The 19,779-nt window shown below is 71.7% G+C and carries 12 protein-coding genes and 14 pseudogenes; 19 read left to right on the forward strand and 7 right to left on the reverse strand.

Translation table 11 applies throughout. The annotated features are described in order from the left end of the window. Positions 1-163 (reverse strand): annotated as a pseudogene (locus UK94_RS52885) (glycosyltransferase); the annotation flags it as partial. 2,275 nt (positions 164-2,438) lie between these two features. Between UK94_RS52885 and UK94_RS15060 the strand changes: the two are divergent. Continuing rightward, positions 2,439-2,635: DUF5708 family protein (locus UK94_RS15060; RefSeq protein WP_268761368.1), on the forward strand; the 197-nt coding region annotated here is incomplete at its 3' end. A 1,487-nt stretch (positions 2,636-4,122) separates the two neighbouring features. Here UK94_RS15060 and UK94_RS52890 read toward each other — a convergent pair. Next, a pseudogene (locus UK94_RS52890) lies at positions 4,123-5,613 on the reverse strand (FAD/NAD(P)-binding protein); the annotation flags it as partial. Positions 5,614-6,024: 411 nt separating this feature from the next. After that, positions 6,025-6,717 carry an ABATE domain-containing protein gene (locus UK94_RS15075; protein ID WP_011606474.1) on the reverse strand — a complete coding sequence of 231 codons (693 nt, stop codon included), beginning with the start codon at positions 6,715-6,717 and terminating at the stop codon, positions 6,025-6,027. Between the two features lie 532 nt (positions 6,718-7,249). Here UK94_RS15075 and UK94_RS52895 point away from each other — a divergent pair. The 18 genes and pseudogenes from UK94_RS52895 to UK94_RS15115 all read left to right on the forward strand — a co-directional run. After that, positions 7,250-7,763, forward strand: a 514-nt coding sequence (locus tag UK94_RS52895) for an ABC transporter substrate-binding protein (protein ID WP_235488024.1), incomplete at its 3' end; no start/stop codon positions are given. Positions 7,764-7,799: 36 nt separating this feature from the next. After that, positions 7,800-7,942: pseudogene (locus UK94_RS52905) on the forward strand (ABC transporter substrate-binding protein); the annotation flags it as partial. 1 nt (position 7,943) lies between these two features. Continuing rightward, a pseudogene (locus UK94_RS52910) lies at positions 7,944-8,080 on the forward strand (hypothetical protein); the annotation flags it as partial. A 1-nt stretch (position 8,081) separates the two neighbouring features. Further along, a pseudogene (locus tag UK94_RS52915) lies at positions 8,082-8,157 on the forward strand (hypothetical protein); the annotation flags it as partial. Position 8,158: 1 nt separating this feature from the next. After that, positions 8,159-8,323: pseudogene (locus UK94_RS52920) on the forward strand (transcription antiterminator BlgG); the annotation flags it as partial. Between the two features lies 1 nt (position 8,324). Next, a pseudogene (locus tag UK94_RS52925) lies at positions 8,325-8,715 on the forward strand (transcription antiterminator BlgG); the annotation flags it as partial. Positions 8,716-8,864: 149 nt separating this feature from the next. Then, positions 8,865-9,887, forward strand: a complete 1,023-nt coding sequence (locus UK94_RS15085; RefSeq protein WP_011606472.1) for an ABC transporter permease — start codon at positions 8,865-8,867, stop codon at positions 9,885-9,887. A 3-nt stretch (positions 9,888-9,890) separates the two neighbouring features. Then, positions 9,891-10,102, forward strand: a pseudogene (locus UK94_RS52930) (ABC transporter permease); the annotation flags it as partial. A gap of 40 nt (positions 10,103-10,142) precedes the next feature. Further along, positions 10,143-10,799 (forward strand): ABC transporter permease, encoded by a 657-nt coding sequence (locus UK94_RS15090; RefSeq protein ID WP_268761381.1) that lies wholly within the window; start codon positions 10,143-10,145, stop codon positions 10,797-10,799. A 68-nt stretch (positions 10,800-10,867) separates the two neighbouring features. Further along, positions 10,868-11,296, forward strand: a 429-nt coding sequence (locus UK94_RS52935) for an ATP-binding cassette domain-containing protein (RefSeq protein WP_235488026.1), incomplete at its 3' end; no start/stop codon positions are given. Position 11,297: 1 nt separating this feature from the next. Beyond that, a pseudogene (locus UK94_RS52940) lies at positions 11,298-11,487 on the forward strand (ATP-binding cassette domain-containing protein); the annotation flags it as partial. A 1-nt stretch (position 11,488) separates the two neighbouring features. Then, positions 11,489-12,584 (forward strand): annotated as a pseudogene (locus tag UK94_RS73955) (ATP-binding cassette domain-containing protein); the annotation flags it as partial. A 1-nt stretch (position 12,585) separates the two neighbouring features. Then, positions 12,586-12,658, forward strand: a pseudogene (locus UK94_RS73960) (hypothetical protein); the annotation flags it as partial. A 74-nt stretch (positions 12,659-12,732) separates the two neighbouring features. Beyond that, on the forward strand, positions 12,733-14,106 hold the full coding sequence (locus tag UK94_RS15100) for an NtaA/DmoA family FMN-dependent monooxygenase (RefSeq protein WP_011606469.1): 1,374 nt from the start codon (positions 12,733-12,735) through the stop codon (positions 14,104-14,106). Between the two features lie 2 nt (positions 14,107-14,108). Beyond that, positions 14,109-15,941, forward strand: a complete 1,833-nt coding sequence (locus UK94_RS15105; protein ID WP_011606468.1) for an FAD-dependent monooxygenase — start codon at positions 14,109-14,111, stop codon at positions 15,939-15,941. A gap of 126 nt (positions 15,942-16,067) precedes the next feature. Beyond that, positions 16,068-16,411, forward strand: a 344-nt coding sequence (locus UK94_RS52960; protein ID WP_235488028.1) for an LLM class flavin-dependent oxidoreductase, incomplete at its 3' end; no start/stop codon positions are given. A 1-nt stretch (position 16,412) separates the two neighbouring features. Then, positions 16,413-16,842, forward strand: a pseudogene (locus UK94_RS52965) (LLM class flavin-dependent oxidoreductase); the annotation flags it as partial. 295 nt (positions 16,843-17,137) lie between these two features. Then, positions 17,138-18,055 (forward strand): DUF1684 domain-containing protein, encoded by a 918-nt coding sequence (locus tag UK94_RS15115; protein ID WP_011606466.1) that lies wholly within the window; start codon positions 17,138-17,140, stop codon positions 18,053-18,055. Positions 18,056-18,134: 79 nt separating this feature from the next. Here the strand turns inward: UK94_RS15115 and UK94_RS52970 are convergent. From UK94_RS52970 to UK94_RS15125, 4 genes and pseudogenes are all read right to left on the reverse strand, one after another. Then, a partial coding sequence (locus UK94_RS52970) for a DUF6596 domain-containing protein (protein WP_313949510.1) occupies positions 18,135-18,803 on the reverse strand: 669 nt, incomplete at its 5' end. A 1-nt stretch (position 18,804) separates the two neighbouring features. Further along, positions 18,805-18,927, reverse strand: a pseudogene (locus tag UK94_RS73965) (hypothetical protein); the annotation flags it as partial. A gap of 1 nt (position 18,928) precedes the next feature. Continuing rightward, positions 18,929-19,496, reverse strand: a pseudogene (locus UK94_RS52975) (sigma factor); the annotation flags it as partial. Further along, positions 19,496-19,779 (reverse strand): YciI family protein (locus UK94_RS15125; RefSeq protein WP_055750359.1); only part of this gene is annotated, 284 nt, incomplete at its 5' end. The gene UK94_RS15125 and the pseudogene UK94_RS52975, both read right to left, overlap by 1 nt.

The following is a 19,779-nucleotide window of genomic DNA, read 5'->3' on the forward strand; positions in this document are numbered from 1 at the left end:
GCAGACCCATGATCACCTCGTGTCCGCGCCGGATCAGTTCGGCTCCGAGCACGGCCGCGGGCTGAACATCACCGCGGGTGCCCACGGCGAAAATCGCGACGCGCACGACGACCCCTCTCCGGAAGGACACGAACATCGCCGAGTCGACGCCGGGGACGGGCATCCTCGTCGTCAACAACAGAAAGCACAACGGGGAGCCGACGACCCAGGCACCGCTCGACGANGGAGCGATGGCATGACCATTGTGGTGGGAATGCCCAGCCAGTCGCGGACACGATGGGCGCTACCGCCACAGGGGCCGATGGTATCGGACAGTCAAGGCATTGAGGATCTTTACTGGCGCCGGGGGCACGGGACTCATCCGCGCAGGAAGCGGAGGACCGCGAGTACGCGTCGGTGTTCGCGGTCGCCTGGTGTCAGGTCCAGTTTCGTGAAGATGGAGGTCACGTGGNCCTCGAGGGTCTTGACGGCGAGGTTGAGGTCGATGGCGATGGCGGTGTTGGAGTGTCCGGGTGCCATCAGGGGCCAGCACCGCCCGTTCCCGGTCGGTGAGTCTGCCCAGGGGGTCGTCCTGGCGACGGCGGGTGACGAGCCGGACGACCGGGTCGGCGTCGATCACCGTGCCTCCGGTGGCGACGTTGCGCAGCTCGGCGCGGAAGACCTGCAGGTCGGAGACGCGGTCCGTGGCAGAGAACCACAGGACGCCCGCCCCCGCACACCCCCGTTCCCACGTTCAGCGCGTGAGCTGAGAGGGACGTGGCGGGCGCGACTGCCTGCGCGGGAAGTCGCGTTCGCCGCGCAGTTCGTCAGCCTGGGGCGACGCGGCGACGATCGTGTTGGGCACCACTGGAAGCCCGGCAGCCCTGACCCGCGTGGCAATCAAGGGCGACGATGACGGACAGAAGCGATGCACGGTGAGGATGTCCCATAAATGACCATGCCAACCACGTTGGACACGTCGGCCCTGCTCGACCTGCTGCCGCCCCCACCACCGACATGAGCGCGTCCGCCGACCGGTTTGATCGGATCGACTACCGCGACACCTACTCCGTTGCCCTGCCCGAGCCGATGGACGCGCCGGCGTTCTGCGCCCGCATCCTCGAAGCGGCACCGCGCTGGCTGGAGATGCTGCTGTCCGCGCGGGACGTCGTCGCCGGCCGCCTAGGTTTCCAGACGCAGGAACGAAACTACGGCCGCAGCGTCCACCTTTCCGTCGGCGGAAAGTTCGGTCCGCTCGTCGTGCGCTCGATCGAGGCCGACCGTGTCGTCTGCGCGGACTCCGACCCGCACCTGGNCTTCCGCGCGATCTTCACGACCCGCGAGGGCATCGCTCCGCGCGGAAGCTTCACCACCGAGGTGCAGCTGAATGACACCCTTGGCCGCGCCTACTTCGCGGTGGTGAAGCCGTTTCACCGTCTGATCATCCCGTCGCTCGTCTCCGCGCCGTTTCCGGGGAAGGCGGTGGCGGAGTGACCGCGATCCCATGATNGACCGACGGATGCGACCACCCGGCCACCCACCACCGGCCCGACCAGAACGGGTGGTCATAGAGCCGCGGCCGGATCGCGCTATTGCTCCTTGACAACGCTGAGCAGCATGACACGGAGCCACGGGCCGCCGTACCAGTATCCGGGGCCGAGCGGGCGCAGCGTGNCCTGGCCGAGGTGCGCGGCGTACTTCCTGGCCATGGGCCAGAAGTCGGCGACGACCAGCTGACGGACCACTCCGTCACTGCCGGCGGCCGGTCGATCGGCCGTCCGTGGCCGTGGGCNGCAATCTGCTGCCAGTACCGGTCGAGGACCCCGAGCGTTCTTGCTCGACTCTCCCGTGGTATTCCTTTCCCGGCGACGGATGTAGCCGCTTGTTTATGGACTTCGCAACAGGAAATGCGGAGTACTGGTGGCGGTGGCATCCGTCCTGGATCCCGCGGTGCCTTTTCTACCTCTCCTGACTCCAGTCGGAGGCGCGGCGCCCGACCGTGTGGTCGCGTCGGCCGCGGCGACCACACCGGAATCCGGTCCAGTCAGCTCCTCCGGGGTGCTGGTTCTTCTACTCGCAGCGCAGACCGCCGTGCCGGTCGCACTCATGGTGATGTTCGTCGCGGGAGTGGTGATCAGCCCCGTCGATCTCCAGTACATGTTGGTGCTACAGGAGCGGGTTCCCGAAAGATTGTTCGGCCGGGTCACGAGTATCGCAACCACTGAGGTCTCCGGGCCGAGCCCGTTCGGGGTTTCATTGCTGACCTGGCTGATCGCGGCCTTCGGCAGTCGGAGCGCATTCGCGGTNCTTGGATGCTGCTAGGTTGGAGTCGCATTCGGACTGTTCTTCATCAGGTTTCTGCACGACCTGCGGTCAGTCTCGCCGCAGTCGACNGGCGACACCGGCGGGCCGGCCGAGGATGGAGTGCTGCCCGGATCCTCATACGCCGAGGAGGCGACGTGTCCAACAATGTCAAGTCCCTGATCACCGGTGCCTTCATGCTGGCCGCCGGGTTGATCCTCTACTTCACCACGGACGGGGTCAAGATCCCGGTCTTCACCCTGACCAAGGTCGGCGTGGTGCTTGTCTTCCTGGGCGCCCTCGAGCTGGTCATCACCACCGGCGCGATGCTTCTCCCGGACCGGAAGAGCCAGCGNCGATAGCGGAGGACGCCCGATGGACCTGGGATTCGAGCTGGTCCGGAGAAGCGCCACCTGGACGTTTCACGCCGACCGGGTGGTGATGGAGTACGCAACGAGGGGTGTTCGGCGCGTACGCGCCACATGTCCCGGTCAGCTCAACCAAGTCCATGACCGGGCACATGATCGGCACCGGGGGTGCGGTCGAGGCGATCGTGTCCTGCCTGGCCATCCGGGATGGGATCGCCCCGCCCACCATCAATTGCCTCCGTCCGCTGGACCCGGAGATGAACTTTGTCGCCGTCCGGGCGAGCACCACCACGTCGACCATGACGAAGTACCGGTCACTCGCTCGGTGACGAGCGTCCGGTCTGTTGGCCGGTGAGGAGTTGTGCGCGGCGGTGGACGTCGCGGGGGGAGCAGCGGCGGTCGAGTCGGGTCTGCAGAAGCGACTGGGCGAGGTCGGGCCGGTTGGCCTGGATGGCGCAGTAGATCGTGGTGTCCTCGACGATCTCGCGCTGGGCGGCGCTGCCTCCGAGCCGCTCGACGCCGGGCAATGCGATCAGCGCGTCGGTCGCCCGGTCGGGATCACCGTGCAGAAGGTGCATCAGGGCGTCGGCCAGCGGCGCGACGGTGTCGGTGAACACCGCGCTGCTGCGGGCGGCGGCGGACCGGCGCAGTTGCGCGAGTCGGCGGCAGTCTCCCACGGCGGCGAGGGCGATGGCCGCGTGGAGCCCGACGAAGGGCGTCGGCGGATCGACGAGCAACGCGCCGGGAACGGTCTCCAACACCGGTCCGAGTTCCACCGACGTCCAGGCGCCGGCCGCGAGGCCGCGCCACAGCAGCGACGCCGAGTCGATCAGCGCCCGGACGCCGGAGACGGCCGGCGGCGAGAGCTGGGTCGAGAAACGCGCCCGGATCGCGTTGTCGTCACCGAGGGCGAGTTCGTGCAGGGCCGCGTGCCAGGAGAAGTGCGCCCGATGCGACGAGTCCGACCCGCAGGTCGAGATCCAGGCGTCCAACCAGGCCAGTCCGGCCTCGTGGTCGCCGGTCTCGTAGTGGACGTGGGTCTTCGCGTGGACGGCGTGGCCGGCGGTCGGTTCGACGGCCAGCGACAGTGCGGCGAGTTCGGCCGCCTCGTCCCAGCGCTCCTGCTCCTGGCGGGTGAAGGCGAGCAGCCCCCGGTACCACCAGTCGTCGCGGTAGACGGCAGCCAGTCCTTCGACCAGGGCCCAGGCCTCGGCCGGGATCTCCGTGGCGCCGTTGAACGCGATGGTCGGCACGGCGATGCTGACGGCGANGGCGTCCTCCGGGTAGGCCTGGATGTAGCTGAGCAGCGCCGCCGCCGAACCGGCTCCGCCCGGCTCGTGGATGCGGGCGGCGACGACCTCGATGAAGCGCCGCTCCCGCTCGTCGGCCCGGCCGGCGTGGCGTTGAGCGTTCCGCAGCGCCGTTTCCACATCGACGTCGGCGCCCCACTCGGCACCGAGCAGCGCCAGCACCNCCTGCCCGAGGGCGAACTGGGGATCGGCCGCGACCGCCTCGGCCACCAGCGTCTCGGCTCCGGACCGCACCCGCAGGATCCGTCCGAGCCCGGCGACGTAGCGACCGGCCGCCGCCGGGCTGGCGGTGAGGGGCAGGCCGTAGGGGTCGCGCACCCGCCGGACGACCCGTGGCCCGGGCAGGGCAGTGACGACGGCGCGGGCGAGCGCAGCCGCCTGGCCGCGAAGGTCGGGGATCGCCGTGCTCTCCCACAGTTCGCCGCGCCGCAACGGTCCGATGGCCCAGATCGCCGGCCGCGGTCCGTCGGTCGCGACCAGCCGCCCGGACCCCTCGGTGGCGAAACCCAGGTCCAGGGCGTCCGGGGTCGCCAGGCCGCTGGCGAGCAGGTTCATGATGAGGGGATCATGGCTGGTCCGCACGCCGGCGCCCGCCCCGGTGCAGTTGACCACGGCCGCGGCGACCACACGGGAGCCGTCACCGAGCGAGACCTCGATGCCGGCCGCGGTGTCGGCAGCGTCGACGACGTGGGCGGCGTGCACGACCAGCGATCCCTCGGCGCGTCGCTGCTCCAGCCAGGCGTGGACGGCGGGGTCGACGCGGTGGCGCACCTGGTCCCAGCGCCGCATCGTCGTGGCGACGAAGCGCGAGCGGGCAGCGGCGTCCAGGCGTGACCACAGCTCGGCCGTCACCGGGCGCATCGCGTCCACGGCCCGCCGCCAGTCGCCGTCGGCCGCGCGGATGTGATCGAAGACAAGGCGGCGGGCCTGGGCGAGGCTCAACGGTCCGTCGGGTAGCTGGGGGGCGGCGAGCGGCGGTGCCGGGTTCGCGGCGTGGGGGAGTGGAAGCAGCCCGTGGCGCGAGGTCACGTGCAGGCGCACGCCGGCCCGGCTCCAGCGCTGGGCCATGTCGGCCATGGTCAGGCCGGAGCCGACGAGCAGCACGTCGCTGCCGGCCGGGACGCGGGGCTGGGAATCCGCCCGCCACGGATCACCGACGAACCGCGGCGAGCGGGCCAGCGCCGGGGGAGCCCACGACGTCGTCGCAGCGCCGTGCCCGAGGGCGAGGACCACGCCGTCGACCGGATGGCTGGTGCCGTCGTCGAGCGTGAGGCGCAGCCGGCGGCCGTGCCGGCGGACGTCCGTCGCGCGGGCGCGCACCCGCTCGCAGTGCACCCCGCCCGCGGCGCGCAGCGTCTCCTCCAGCGTGTGGCGGAGGTAGTCGGCGTAAAACTGGCGGGGCGCGTAGCCCCCGGCCGGAAAGTCGACCGCGACATGCCGCCGAAGCCAGCGCAGGAAGTGCTGCGGGTCATCGTCGAAGGCGCTCATCTTCGCGGCCGGCACATTGAGCCGGTGCCGCGGATCCCGGGTCCGATACGCCAGGCCCTCACCGACGTCGTCGGGTTCGACGAGCAGGATCGTGAATCTTCGGCCGGTAACCGCCACGGACCTTGCCAGCTGGGCGGTGGCGAGGCAACCGCTCGCCCCGCCCCCCANCACCGCGACGACCACCGGCGCACTCATCGGGACCGTCGACAGTATGCGTGCGGACACCTGGGCATGAAGATCTCCCTCCCCGTCCATCCTGATCGCCATCAGGTTAGGCACAGACGGGGCAGGTCGTGGCCCGGATCGACAGAACGTTACGTGGGCAGTCGCCACGTCGGCAGGTTCCAGCGTCCCTGAAGTGGTCGCGTACCGCGCTGGGCGTGTGTCTGTTCNGTGCCCGCGTTTCCCGATGACTGCCGACCTGCTTCCACTTCCGAGGGCGTGGCTCGCCCTTTCCGCGATGGTCCGCATCGACGTAGACGTCGTCGACGAATCCGAGGGCCACCGGTCGGCACGCAACGGGCGACTCCCCGCTGCCGGCCAGCCAGGGCGTGGACGCCCATGGCGACGGGCCGGAGTCAGTGGTTGGACGCGGGGCTTCGCCGGGAACGCGGGTTCGCCGACGGCACGGGCGATTCCGTCGCCGCGTCGGCCGGGATGGCGCTGTGGCCGGCGTTGGCGTCGGCGTGGGCATCGGCGTGGCGGCGGCGGTAGTTGGCGGAGGCGGTGCGCTCGCCGCAGCGCTTCATCGAGCACCAGCGCCTGGCACCCGAGGGGGAGCGGTCGTAGAAGGCGAGGCCGCAGCCCTCGCAGGAGCGCAGGCGGCTCGGCTCGCTCGTGGTCAACAGGTGGACCGCGTCGCGGGCGAGGACGGACAGCACGCCGGCCAGGTCGGGCTGCGGGACCTCGACCCGCAGCCACGCATCCCCGCGGAGGAAGAACGTCGGCGTCGGCGGCGCGGCGCAGGTGTTGAGGTGCCCGGCGTCCTCGGGGTCGGGGCTGGCGCCGGCGAGGCGGGCCTGGACGAGGCGGTCCACGGCGGCGCGCAGCGCCTGGACCCGCTCCAGGTCACGCGACGTGAACCCGGCCGCGGGGGTCGGCAGGTCGAAGGCGTCGAGCCACGCCGTCGCGTCGGCTGCCGTCTCGAGCAGGTCCGGGCCGCCCGGCGTGCGGGTGGCGACGAGGTCGAGACAGAGGCTGCCGGTGTCGACGGGCCTGGGGCGGGCGGTGGTGCGCATCGGGGCGGGCTCGGCCGCAACGGAGGTGGACACGTGACTCCTTGGGCTGCGGGACCTTGGAGGTCATCAAGGGATGATGTCATGAGATGGGGGGCGTCGCGGCGGGAAACGGCGGGTGCTTCCTGATCGAAATCATTACAACATGGGTTGACATCGCGGCCTCGGCCGGCTTTGATCGGTCCCGTGGCGATCGAGGAACCGAGGACTGGCCTGCCGCGCCTTCGCGCGCTCATGCCGCTCGTCACCCGTCGTGAGGTCGACCTCATGCGCACCGGTAGCGCTCGCTGTCGGTGAGTGACGGGGGCGCGGTCGGCGCCCCCGAGCATGAGTGCTCCAGCCACGACCCATACGTCATCTTCGCGGGACCGATTCAGGGTCGTCCGCGACACCATCCCTGACGACTCCGAGTAGTCGTCGACATCGGCGACGGGACTTCTCTCCCGTCGCCCAGCCCGTCATGCCCTTCATGCCTGTCATGCCAGTTCATGCCCGTTCATGCCCTTCATGCGACGACCGCCGGTGNGGCCACCGCGCGATGCCCGAACGATCCCCCGATCGGAGAGAAATGTTCAGAACGAGAAAGAGGCGCCTCGGCGTCCTCACCGCACTGGTGACGGCCGGCGCGCTGCTGGCCGGATGCTCGACCAGTGCGGCCGCCGGCGGGGGGAGCGGCTCGGACACGGTCCACTGGGGGACCAAGCAGATCCCGGTCGCCTGGGACCCGGTCGTCACCGGATCGACCGCGGCGACGAACTACCTCACGCCCATCTACGAGTCGCTGTTCACGCTGAACGAGAAGCGTGAGGTGAAGCCGGCTCTCGCCGAGGGCTACTCGTACAACCAGGCGGGCGACCAGATCACCATCCGGCTGAAGCCCAAGCTGACCTTCCAGGACGGGACGCCGGTCAACGCCGAGGCCGTCAAGTTCAACATCGAGCGGATCAAGACGCAGCAGAACTCGGCGCTGAAGGGCTCGTACAACAACGTCAGGTCGGCGACCGTGATCGACGACCTCACGGTGCGGCTCGATCTTGGCCAGCAGGACTACCAGATCCCCTACCTGCTGTCCGTGCGCGGCGNCATGCTGCCCAGCAAGGCGGCCGCGCAGGCGGACNCGGTCAAGCTCAGCCAGACGAACCCGGTCGGCGCCGGTCCGTACAAGGTCGTGGAGATCGTCCCCGAGTCGAAGATCGTCCTGGAGAAGTGGGACGGCTACTGGGACGCGGCGAACATCCACGTCAAGCGGATCGAGATCAACNTCGGCATCGACGCGAACACGCTCGTGCCGGGCCTGCAGTCCGGCGTGTACAACTTCGCCCAGATCGACGGGTCACAGATCCAGCAGGCGCGCGGCGCGGGTCTCGACATCCTGGCGGGGGTCAACCGCCAGTGGGGGNCGACCTTCCTGAGCCTGAACATCAACAAGGCGCCGTTCACCGACCCGAAGGTCGTCGAGGCGATCCGCTACGCCGTNAACCCCGCCGAGTTCGCCACCAAACTCGGGTTCGGTGAGGGCGAGCCCTCCCACCAGCCCTTCCCCAAGGGACACCCGGCCTACGTCGGCGCGCTGGATTCCGAGCACCCCTACGATCCCGCCCGGGCCCGGGAGATCCTGGCGAAGGCCGGCTACGCGGACGGTNCCATCTCCTTCGAGATCGCCGGCCTCGCCAACAACTTCGACCAGGTCGCGGAAGTCCTCCAGGAGCAGCTCAAGGCGGTCGGCATCCGGACGACCATCAAACTGACCGACTTCGCCAACTGGAGCAAGGGGTACTACGGCAAGACCCTCGCCGCGTCGATCTTCGGCTACGTCGGCCGTGACTCCCACGTCCAGGCGCTGACCGAGCACTACGACACCGGGGGCGTGCTCAACCTGAGCTCGCCGTACACGTCCGCGCCCTTCCAGCAGGCGCTCAAGGCGGTCCGGGCCACGCCCATCGACTCGCCGGACTACCCCTCCCGGCTGCAGGCCGCCGCCAAGGCCGGCTACGAGAACGGTTCCACGGTGTCGCTCTACACCTACGCCTCCGCNATCGCCAAGAAGAAGTCGCTCTCCGACCTGCCCGCGATCGACGGCTTCCTGAGCTGGAAGGGCGTCACGTTCACCCACGGCGACTGAGCCGACCCCGACCAACCCTGAAGACACGACCAACGCCGTTCATCGACGGGAGTAGAAGCCAGTGTCCGCACCGCCACCCGCGCTCACCGCGCCGCCTGCCGCCCGTCGCGGCGTGGTCGCCCACCGGATCAGCCGGGCGGTCGCCTCGACCGCCCGGCTGCTCGGGATCCTCGTCCCGGTGTTCCTGCTCGGCACCTTCCTCACCTACCTGCTCGGGCATCTCAGCGGGCGCAGCCCCGCCTACCTGCAGCTCGGCGACGCGGCCTCCCCGCAGGCCGTGGCGGCCATCGAACACACGTGGGGCCTCGACCGCCCCTTCCTCGTCCAGTACGGGGACTGGCTCGGCTCGCTCCTGCACGGCGACCTGGGAAAGAGCTGGTACAACGGGCTGAGCGTGGCGCACGCGCTCGGCCAGCGGGCCGCCATCACGCTCTCGGCCGCCGGGGTCGCGCTCGTCCTCGGCATCGTCTTCGGGTTTCTGCTCGGCGCGCTCGCCGCCCACTTCCACACCCGCTGGCCCGACCGGGCGATCACGACCTTCACCACGGTCATCTCGGTGCTGCCGCCGTTCATCGTGGGGATCGGGCTGGCGGCGGTGTTCGCGGTCAGCCTGCAGCTGCTGCCCGCCGCGGGCTACGTGCCGATCCAGGCCGGGCTGGGCCCGTGGCTGAGCCACCTGATCCTCCCCGCGATCGCGCTCAGCTTCGACACGGCCGCCGACGTCGCCCGGCAGCTGCGCAACGGGCTGGTGTCGGCCTACCGCGGGAACTACGTCACCGGCGCGATCGTGCGCGGCCTCGGCCCGCGCCGGATCTTCTTCGTGCACGTGCTGCGCAACGGCATTGCGCCGGCGTTGGCGGTCCTCGGCCTGAAGTTCCCCAACCTGCTGGGCGGAGCGGTGATCATCGAAGCGATCTTCGGGCTCTCCGGGTACGGCGTGTACGCCAGCCAGGCGGCGGTCCGCGGCGACGTGCCGGCCGTACAGGGCGTGCTCGTCGTCTCGGTCGTCCTCGTCGTGGTGTTCAACCTGCTTGTCAACATCGTGCTCAACCGCGTCACCCCCGACGCCAACCGGGGGGTCTGAGGCGTGATCAGAACACTGTTGCGGCTCACCAGCGCGCGGGTCGCCCTCGCCCTGCTCGCGATCATCGCCGTCGTGGCCGTGCTGGGCCCCGTCCTGGCGCCCTACGACCCGCTGAAGGGGAGCGACCGGACGCTTGCCGGCCCCTCGGCCAGCCACCTGCTGGGCACCGACTACATCGGCCGCGACGTGCTCAGCCGCATCCTCGCCGGCGCGCCNCTGAGCATCCTCAGCGCGCTGGAGGTCGCCGGGATCGCCCTGGTACTCGGCACGATCCCCGGCATCCTGTCGGTCTATCTCGGCTCGGTGTTCGAGTGGCTGAGCCTGCGGGTCGTCGACACGTTCATCGCCCTGCCGTTCCTCGTCTTCGCGGTCGCCATGACGGCGCTGCTCGGCAACGGCATCACCCAGGCCATGATCGTCGTCGGCATGCTCATCGCACCCGTGTTCTACCGGGTGAGCCGGGCGGCGACGATGTCCGTCGCCCGGTCGCAGTACGTGGAGGCGGCCTCCATCGCCGGGGCGTCGACGAGCTGGATCGTCCGCAGCCACGTGTGGTCCAAGGTGCTGCCGTCGATCGCCGTCACTCTGGCCACCACCCTCGGCATCGGGCTCGTGGTGATCTCGAGCCTGACGTTCCTCGGTATCGGGATCCAGCCGCCCACCCCGACCTGGGGCGGGATCCTCGCCTCCGACCTGGGCTACCTCGCCCAGAAGCCGTACGCACCGGTCTTCCCGACCCTGCTCATCCTCGCCGCCGTCCTGGCCTGCAACCTGCTCGCGGACGCCATCCGGGACGCCGCGGGCGAGACCGGCCGCGCCCTGACCGGCGAGAAGACCGCCCGCTCCAACCGGACCCGGCGACTCGCCGCGCTGGCGGAGCTGGCGGACCCGACAGATCCGTCCCGGCCATGACTGACGTCCCCGCCATGACTGACGTTCCGTCCATGCCTGACGTTCCGGCTGTGTTTGAGGAGCAACCGATGACGCCGAGCGTGCCTGGTCCCGCCGACCGCGACGCGGCCGGCCGCGACACGGTGCTCACGCTGACCGACGTGCGGATCCACAACGACGCCGCCGACGAGGAGCTGGTGCACGGCGTGAGCCTGCGCCTCGCCCGCGGCGGGGTCGTCGGCATCGTCGGGGAGTCCGGCAGCGGCAAGTCGTTGACCTGCAAGGCCGTGCTCGGCGTCCTGCCGAAGCACATCGAGGTCGCCGGCGGCTCGATCGAGCTGCTTGGCCGCGACGTCGCGGGCCTGTCCCGGCCGGAGTGGACGGCCCTGCGCGGCAGCTCGATCAGCGCCGTGTTCCAGGACCCGGCGTCGTACCTCAACCCGTCGATCCGGGTCGGCAAGCAGGTCCAGGAGGTGCTGCGGGTCAAGCAGGGGCTCAACCGGCCCGCGGCGAAACAGNGGGCCATCGAGCTGCTCGACGCCGTCCACCTGCGCGATCCCGCGTACGTCTACGAGCAGTACGTGCACGAGCTGTCCGGCGGGATGCTGCAACGCGTCCTCATCGCCATCGCGATCTCTCTCGATCCCGAGGTACTCATCGCCGACGAGGCGACGACCGCGCTCGACACCACGGTGCAGGCCGGCATCCTNGACCTGCTCGTCGAGCTGAAGGAGCGGATCGGGCTGTCACTCATCGTCGTCTCGCACGATCTCGCCGTCGTGGCCCAGCTCTGCGACGAGGTGCTGGTCATGCGCGACGGGCACGTCGTCGAGCAGGGCCCCACGGCCGCGATCCTGCACGCCCCGCGGCACGAGTACACCCGGCTGCTGGTCGCCGAGCACGAGCAGTACGGCCTGCGCGCCGCCGGCACCGGTTCGCGCCCGCCGGCCTCGGCGCCGGCCTCGGCGCCGGCATCGGGCTCGGCCCCGGTGCAGGCCCCGGTGCAGGTGCAGGTACCGGAGCCGAGGAGTTCGAGCGCGCCCGAGTCGCTGGAGCCGGTCCTGCGGGTCGACGGGCTCGGCGTCCAGTTCGGCCGCGGCCGCGGGCGCAAGCAGGCGCTCGAGGACGCCTCCCTGGTGATCCGCCCGGGCGAGACCGTCGGCGTCATCGGCGAGTCCGGGGCGGGCAAGTCGACCCTCGCGCGCGCGGTGCTCGGCCTGGTGCGGGCCTCGGCCGGGTCCGTGCACGTCGGCGGGCGGGACGTCACCCACCTGTCGGGGCGCCAGCGGCGGGCGTTCGGCCGCGAGGGCGTCGTCCAGTACGTGTTCCAGGATCCGCTGCGCAGCCTCGACCCGGAACACACCGTCGCCGCGTCCGTCGCGGAACCGCTGCGCATCCGCGGCGGGCTCGACCGGGCGGCGATCGCCGCCGCCGTCCGCCGCCAGTTCCGCGCCGTCCGGCTCGACGAGTCGCTGCTGGAGCGGTTCCCCGGCGAGCTCTCCGGCGGGCAGCGTCAGCGGGTGGCGATCGCCCGTGCGCTCATCGGCGAGCCGCGCCTGCTGATCCTCGACGAGCCGGTGAGCGCACTGGACTCGGCCAACCGCGTCGCGATCCTCGAGCTGCTCCGCGAGCTGCGCTCCACCCTCGACGTCGCGATGCTGTTCATCTCCCACGATCTCGGCTCGGTCGCGGGCATCTCCGACCGGACGATCGTGCTCTACCGCAGCCGGATCGTCGAGGCCGGCGACACCGCGCGCATCGTCAGCGCGCCGTCGCACCCGTACACCCGGCTGCTCGTGGAGTCGGNGCCGACCCTCACCTCCCGACCGGCCGACCGAGAGCAGCGCGAACGGCTGCGGGCCGGCCTCGCCGTCTCCTGACGTCGACGCCCCCTGACGCCGACGACCACCTGCTTCCGACGACCTCCCGCTCCCGACGACCGCAAGGAATACTCGTGACTCGACAGGTGCGACTGTGCCTGAACCTGCAGGCGACCGGCCGCCACGACGCGGCCTGGAAGACCCTGCCGCCGACGTCGGACTGGATCGCCGGCATCGACTACTACACCGAGATCGCGCGGCTCGCCGAGCGGGCCCGCTTCGATGCGATCTTCATCGCCGACCGCCTCGGCTCGCTCGACGCCGCCTCCTACCGCCGGCCGTGGCGCGGGACGGATCCGACCGTCCTGCTCGCGGCGCTGGCGCGCGAGACCGAGCACATCGGCCTGGTGTCGACCAACCCGGCGATCCACGGCAACCCGTTCCTGCTCGCCCGCTCGATCGCGACCCTCGACCACGTCAGCAAGGGACGCGCCGGCTGGAACATCATCACCAGCCAGGAGGACGTCACCCGCTCCGCGCTCGGCGTCGACGAGGTCCTCGAACCGCAGGCGCGCTACCGCAAGGCCGAGGAGTTCATCTCCGCCGTCGACGCGCTGTGGGCCTCGCTGCCCGAGGACGCCGTGGTCGCCGACGCCGCGGCCGACGTCTACATCGACGCGCGGCGCACCCGGCCCGTGGACTTCAGCGGCGAGTTCTACCGGACGTCCGGGGTGCTTCCGCTGCCCGGCGGCTACCAGGGCCGCCGCCCGGTGCTCTTCCAGGCCGGGGCGTCGAGGCAGAGCAAGGAGCTGGGCGCCCGCTGGGCGGACGCGCTGTTCACCTCACAGCGGCTGCCGGAGCTGTCGCGGGAGTTCTCGGCCGAGGTCAAGGGGCTCGCCGCGGCGAACGGGCGGAATCCCGACGACCTGCTCGTCCTGCCGGGCCTGTTCACCGTCCTCGGGGCGACCGAGGCCGCGGCCCGCGAACGCAAGCGGGAGCTCGACGAGCTGCTCGCCGTGGGGCCGCTCGTCGAGCTCCTCACCGCGCAGCTGGAGTTCGATGTCTCCAGGCTCGACCTCGACGCGCAGCTTCCCTACGCCGAGCTGGCGCAGCGGGCCGCCGCACCGGCGGTGACCGCGCGTCGCGACCAGCTCGTCGCCGAGGCGCGCCGCCGTGGGCTCACCATCCGTCAGCTGCTGTTCCACAACCTCTCCGGCGGCCAGCGGCTGATCGTGGGCACCCCGGAGCAGGTCGCCGACGACATCGTGGAGTGGGTCGACACGCGGGCGTCGGACGGCTTCGTCATCAACATCGACGTCCAGCCCGCGGGCTTCGTCGAGTTCATCGAGGGCGTGGTGACGCAGCTGCAGGACCGCGGCCGCTTTCGGCGCGAGTACGCCCACGACACCCTGCGGGGCAACCTCGGGATCGGCGGCGCACCGGCCGGCGGCCGCGCGAGCGCGGCGGGGGAGTCCAGCGGTCCGGTCCACGACGGGGAGCGACGGTAGCCATGCCCGCACGCAACGAGATCACGCGGGGAAAGCGGCAGGTCGACGCCCTCACCTTCCCGCGGACCGAGCCCGCCGAGCACGTGGACGTCCTCGTGGTCGGGGCCGGACCCAACGGCCTCGGCACCGCGCTCGAGCTCCACCGGCACGGGGTGCAGGCCGCGGTGGTGGACGCCGCGCTCGGCGCGACGCTGGTCCGGGCCGGCGCCGCGGGGTACACCTCCCGCGCGCTCGAGGTCATCCGCGGCTGGGGGCTGCTGCAGCGGATCCAGCACGCGTGGACCTTCCCGCCCGAGTGGAGCACCGGCAACCTCCTGCTCACCTCGCTCGCCGGGCACCAGCTCGCGGGGACCACCCTGCGGTCGTTCGGGCTCGGCGCGACCAGCCGGTACTCGACCGAGACCATGCTGCGCCGGCCGCAGACGGTGCTGCAGCGCGTCTTCCTCGACCGGCTCGCGGAGATCGGCACCGCGGTCTCGGGCGGCTGGCGGGTCGAGGGCCTCGCGAGCGACGCCGACGGCGTGACGACGACGGTGGTCGAGGTCGAGACCGGCCGGCGCCGCACGATCCGCTCCCGGTACGTCGTCGGCGCCGACGGTGGGTCGAGCACGGTCCGCACGCTGGCGCGGATTCCGCGTTCGGGCAGCTACGCCGACGAGCGGTACTTCCGGTTCGTCGTGCGGACCACCTCGGACACCTCGGCCGCGCTCGGGGCGTTCCCGCCCGCCACCGCGGTCATCTACAACGACCGCTACTCCGGCTTCCTTGCGGCCCTGAACGCGACCGACTGGCGGGCGTACGCCGGGCCGTACCCGCTCGATCGTGACCCGACCACCGACGAGCTGATCGCCCAGGCCCGGGCGGCGTTCGGCTTCGACGTCGACCTCGAGGTGGTGTCGCTGACCCCGTTCTTCAAGACCACGCGCATCGCCGACACCTTCTACCGTGACCGGATTGCGCTGGTCGGCGACGCGGCGCACGTCCGCACGCCGGGGGGCAACCTGTGCGAGGGCTTCGGCGACGTGGTGAACCTCGGCTGGAAGCTCGCGGCCGTGCTGCGCGGCCAGGCCGGCGAGGCGCTGCTCGACTCCTACGACGAGGAACGACGCCCGCACAACTGGCGGATCGCCGACTACGCCCTGGCGGATGACCGCCGGCACACGGCCGCCTACGAGCGCGTCCGCGCCCTCGGGGTCCCGGACGACGCCGACACCGGCCCGGACGCGGTGCGGCGGCGCGCCGAGATCGGCGCGATCCTCGGGGAGGGCCGGAGCCTGCCGCTCGGGGTCGTCTTCGACGAGCGCTACGACGCCTCGTCGGTCATCCGGTACGAGGACGGCCAGCTCGAGGCCGAGGCGCCCTGGGACGCCTACGCGTACGCCGACGACGCGCGACCCGGACACCGGGCGCCGAACGGCAACCTCGACCCCTTCGGGTTCACCCTCTACGACCGGATCGGCTCCCACGTCGCGCTGCTCGTCCTCGCCGACGACGCCGGCACCGCCGGCACCGTCGGCGCCTTCGAGACGGCGGCCGACGCCCGGGGCCTCGAGATCGAGGTCATCCACCTGCCGGATCCGGCGGCGCGCGAGCTGTACGGCGCCCCCTACGCGCTCGTCCGGCCGGACCATCACGTCGCCTGGCGCGGCGACGGCAGCGGCCTCGACGACGTCGACGCCGGCGCGGTGCTGGACCTGGTCCACGGCCGCGGCCGGCTCCCCGCCCAGCCGCCGGCCCAGACGCAGACCAAGGCCTTCGGCCAGCTAGTCGACTCCGCCGAACGGCCGCTCGTCGACCCGACCGAACGGCAGCTCGTCGACTCCGCAGAACGGTAGCTCCACCGAACGGCACAAGGCCCGCTGCTCGCGGTCCGTTCCCCGGGCGCCGGCCGGCGACCCGCACTTCACCACAATCCTGCATCGGAGGTCCTGACGGTGACCGTGGACGTGACATCGAATCCGGTGACATCGCATCCCCAGCGCGGCCTGTCGCTGTTCCTGACGATTCCCGCGGACGGCGAGCCCGCCCGCACGTACAACCAGTCGCTCGAGGTCATCCGCCTCGCGGAGGAGCTCGGCTACGAGACGGCATGGGCCGCGGAGGCGCACTTCACCCTCATCGGTCTCCCGTCCGCGCTCACCTTCCTCGCGGCGGCGTCGCAGACCACGACGACGATCAGGCTGGGAACCGCGGTGGTCCCGCTGACCTTCGACAACCCGATCCGGTTGGCCGAGACGGCGGCGCTGGTCGACGCCCTGAGCGGCGAGCGGCTGGAGTTCGGCGTCGGCAAGGGCAACGGCGGGGGNTTCTCCACCGTCGCCTTCGAGGCCTTCAACCTGTCCGAGGACGACCGGGAGTCGCTGTACGCCCACGCGCTCGACGATCTGCGCCGGGCCCTCGCCGGCACGATCGCCGCCGGCGACAAGGAGGTGAAGCTGTACCCGCCGCCGGCCGGGCTGCTGCCGCGGCTGTGGCAGGCGACCGGCAACCCGCGGACGGCGGCCGAGATCGGGCGCGCCGGTGACCGGCTGCTCCTGCACCGGCTGGTCCCGTCCGGGGACGCCGGCCAGGTCCAGGCGGGTCTCATCAACGACTACCTCGACGCCCACGCCGGTGAGCGCAGCCCGCGGATCGGCATCTCCCGCGTCCTGCTCCCGGCGGCGTCCAAGCGCGACGCGATCGCCCTGCTCGACTCCGAGCTGCGCCGCAACCCTGGCCAGTACGTCACCCCGGGCGNCCCGCCGGCCACGGCCGAGGAGTTCCTGACCAGGTCGAACGTGAAGTACGGCAATCCGGACGACATCATCGAACAGCTCCTGCAGGACGCCGCGTTCACCCGCTCGACCGACTACCTGTTCAGCGTCCCGCTGCCGCAGTCCTCCCCCCAGTTCCGCGACGGGCTGCGGCTGATCGCGCAGGAGATCTTCCNGCGCCTCCCTGCGCACGACCGGGCACCGACGGCGTGACCGTCGCCCACGTCCACGCACCTGGACCACCGAGGATCTGGACCATCGAGGATGAGGAGCCGACCATGACCTCCGCGATCGAGACCGCGCCTGCCACCGAGACCGCGCCTGCCACCGAGACCGCGCCTGCCACCGAGACCGCGGCCGGCGTCGCGGCCGCGCGCGCCGAGTGGGACGCGTGGCGGGAGGAGTCCGAGCAGCAGCGGCGCCAGCCGTACGGCTTCCTCGCCTACAGCGCTCTGCACTTCCTCGACGGCGAACCCCGCCGCGTCGAGGGCTTCCCGGGACGGTGGGCCACGGGCGAGCAGGGACCGGTCGTCGACCTCGACGCGGGGGAGTCCCTCGTCGTCGACGGCAGGACCGTGACCGGGCGCCACGTCTTCGGCTCCGTCCGCGAGCGGGAGTTCCGGCGGGCGGCGTCGTTCGGCGACGTCGTCGTCGAGCTGTCCCGCCGCGGCGGGAACGACCTGCTGCGCTCGCTCGATCCCCGGCACCCGCTGCGCGAGGCCTACGTCCGGACGCCGGCGTTCGACCACGACCCTGCCTGGGTGATCCCGGCCGAGTTCGCGCCGTACCCCGCCCCGCGCCCGATCGAGGTCGCCGCGGCGGTCGACGGCATCGTGCACACCCACGAGGCCGTCGGCGAGGCCGTCTTCACGCTCGACGGTGCCGAGCTGCGGCTGATCCTCCTGCGCGCCGAGCATCTCGCGGACGCCGGCCTCATCTTGTTCACCGACGCGACGAGCGGCATCACGACCTACCGCGCCAGCCGCCGGCTGATCACCCCCCTGCCCGCCCCGGGCAGCACGCGGATCGTGCTCGACTTCAACCGCGCCGGAAACCTGCAGTGCGCCTACACCCCGTACGCCCCCTGCCCGCTCGCCCCGCAGCAGAACCGCCTCACGATCCCGATCGAGGCGGGCGAGCAGATCCCCACCTTCCGCCCCGAGCCCGTCGAGACCGAGGAACGCGCCGTGTCCTGATGATCGGGACTGACAGGTGCTCTGGCCGGAAACCAGGCAGCTGGCCCTCCCGCCGGTTCCGCGGAACCGCGGAGGACGGTCACGCCAGCGCGGCCGCCTTGCGGAGGAGGACTGCTCGTTCGCGGGCGTTGCGGCACAGTCGGGCGGCGAGTTCCAGCTCGGCTCGGGCCTCCGACGTGCGGCCGAGCCGGCCGAGCAGCTCGCCGCGCACGCTCGGGAGCAGGTGCGACCCGGCCAACCGGTCGGTGGCGACGAGGTGGTCGACGATGGCCAGCGCCTGCTGCGGTCCCTGCGCCATTGCGACGGCGACGGCCCGGTTGAGCTCGACGACGGGGGACGGAGCGACGCGGCCGAGCGCTTCGTAGAGGAGCACGATCCGTTCCCAGTCGGTCTCCGGGACCGATGGCGCCGATGCATGGCAGCCGGCGATCGCCGCCTGCAGGCCGTACGGTCCGAGGCCGGCAGCCCCGAGGGCCGCGGCCCGGTCGAGGGCGGCCATCCCGCGGCGGATCGCCGAGCGGTCCCATCGGCGCCGGTCCTGGTCCGCCAGCAGGACGGCCTCGCCGTCGGGCCCGGTGCGCGCGGGGAAGCGGGTGGCGGTGAGTTCGCAGAGGGCGAGCAGCCCGTTTGGCTCTGGTTCGTCAGGCATCAGGGCGGCCAGCGTCCGGGCCAGCCGGATCGCCTCGTAGGCGAGGTCGGGGCGCAGCAGGCTGTCACCGGCTGTCGCCGTCGAGCCCTCCGTGAAGATNACATACAGCACGCTCAGGACACCACCGAGCCGACCGCGCCGTTCCTCGGCCGGTGGCAGGGCGAACGGCACCCTGGCCGCGCCGAGGGTCTTCTTCGCCCGGGTGATCCGCGCCTGGACCGTCNCGACAGGTACGAGGAAAGCCCGGGCGATCTCCTCGCTGGTCAGACCGCCGACCGCGCGCAGCGTCAACGCCACGCGGGCCTCGGGGGAGAGCACCGGGTGGCAGGCGACGAACATCAGCGCGAGGACGTCGTCGTCGACCCGGTCGGGATCCCACGGCAGGTCGTCCGACGGGTCGGCCGGGGGCACCGCGCCGGAACCGGAACCCGAACCCGAACCGGGGCCCACGCCGCCCGAACTCGTCTCGCCCTCGGCGAGCGGACCGGCGAGCAGCGCGTATCGCTCGTCGAGGGCCGACCGGCGGCGGAAGCCGTCGATGGCGCGCCGCCGGGCCGCCGTGAGCAGCCAGCCCACCGGGTTCGCCGGCACACCGTCACGCGACCAGGCGACGAGCGCCTGGGCCACCGCCTCCTGCGCGACATCCTCGGCGAGGTCGACGTCGCCCGTATAGCGGGCGAGCGCGCCGACGATCCGGGCGGAGGACATCCGCCAGACGGCCTCGACGGCCCGCCGCGCCGACTCGTCACGTGCCGACTCGTCACGCGGCGGACCATCGGCGGCCGCGGACATCAGAGCTGGCCGGTCCGCTCGCGCCACGCCCGCTCCCTGATGACCCACTCGTTGTCCTGCGGGAACTCGTCGATGGTCGGCACCCGGCGGACCTCGCACTTCGCGCCGGCGCTCGCCGGCAGCCGTCGAGCCCACTGCACCGCCTCCTCCTTCGAGGCGACGTCGATCAGGTAGAAGCCGCCGAACAGCTCCTTCGTCTCGCCATACGGGCCGTCGGTGACGACCGGAGCCTCGCCGCCGAAGTCGACCACCACGCCCTGGGTCGGATCGTCGAGGCCCTCGG

This window comes from Frankia sp. AvcI1 (assembly GCF_001420875.1).
Taxonomy (GTDB): Bacteria; Actinomycetota; Actinomycetes; order Frankiales; family Frankiaceae; genus Frankia; species Frankia alni.

Excerpts from the sequence above, each read along its gene's own strand:
- UK94_RS15105 (WP_011606468.1), top strand. The coding sequence starts at position 14,109 with ATGCCCGCACGCAACGAGATCACGCGGGGAAAGCGGCAGGTCGACGCC.
- UK94_RS15115 (WP_011606466.1), top strand. The coding sequence starts at position 17,138 with ATGACCTCCGCGATCGAGACCGCGCCTGCCACCGAGACCGCGCCTGCC.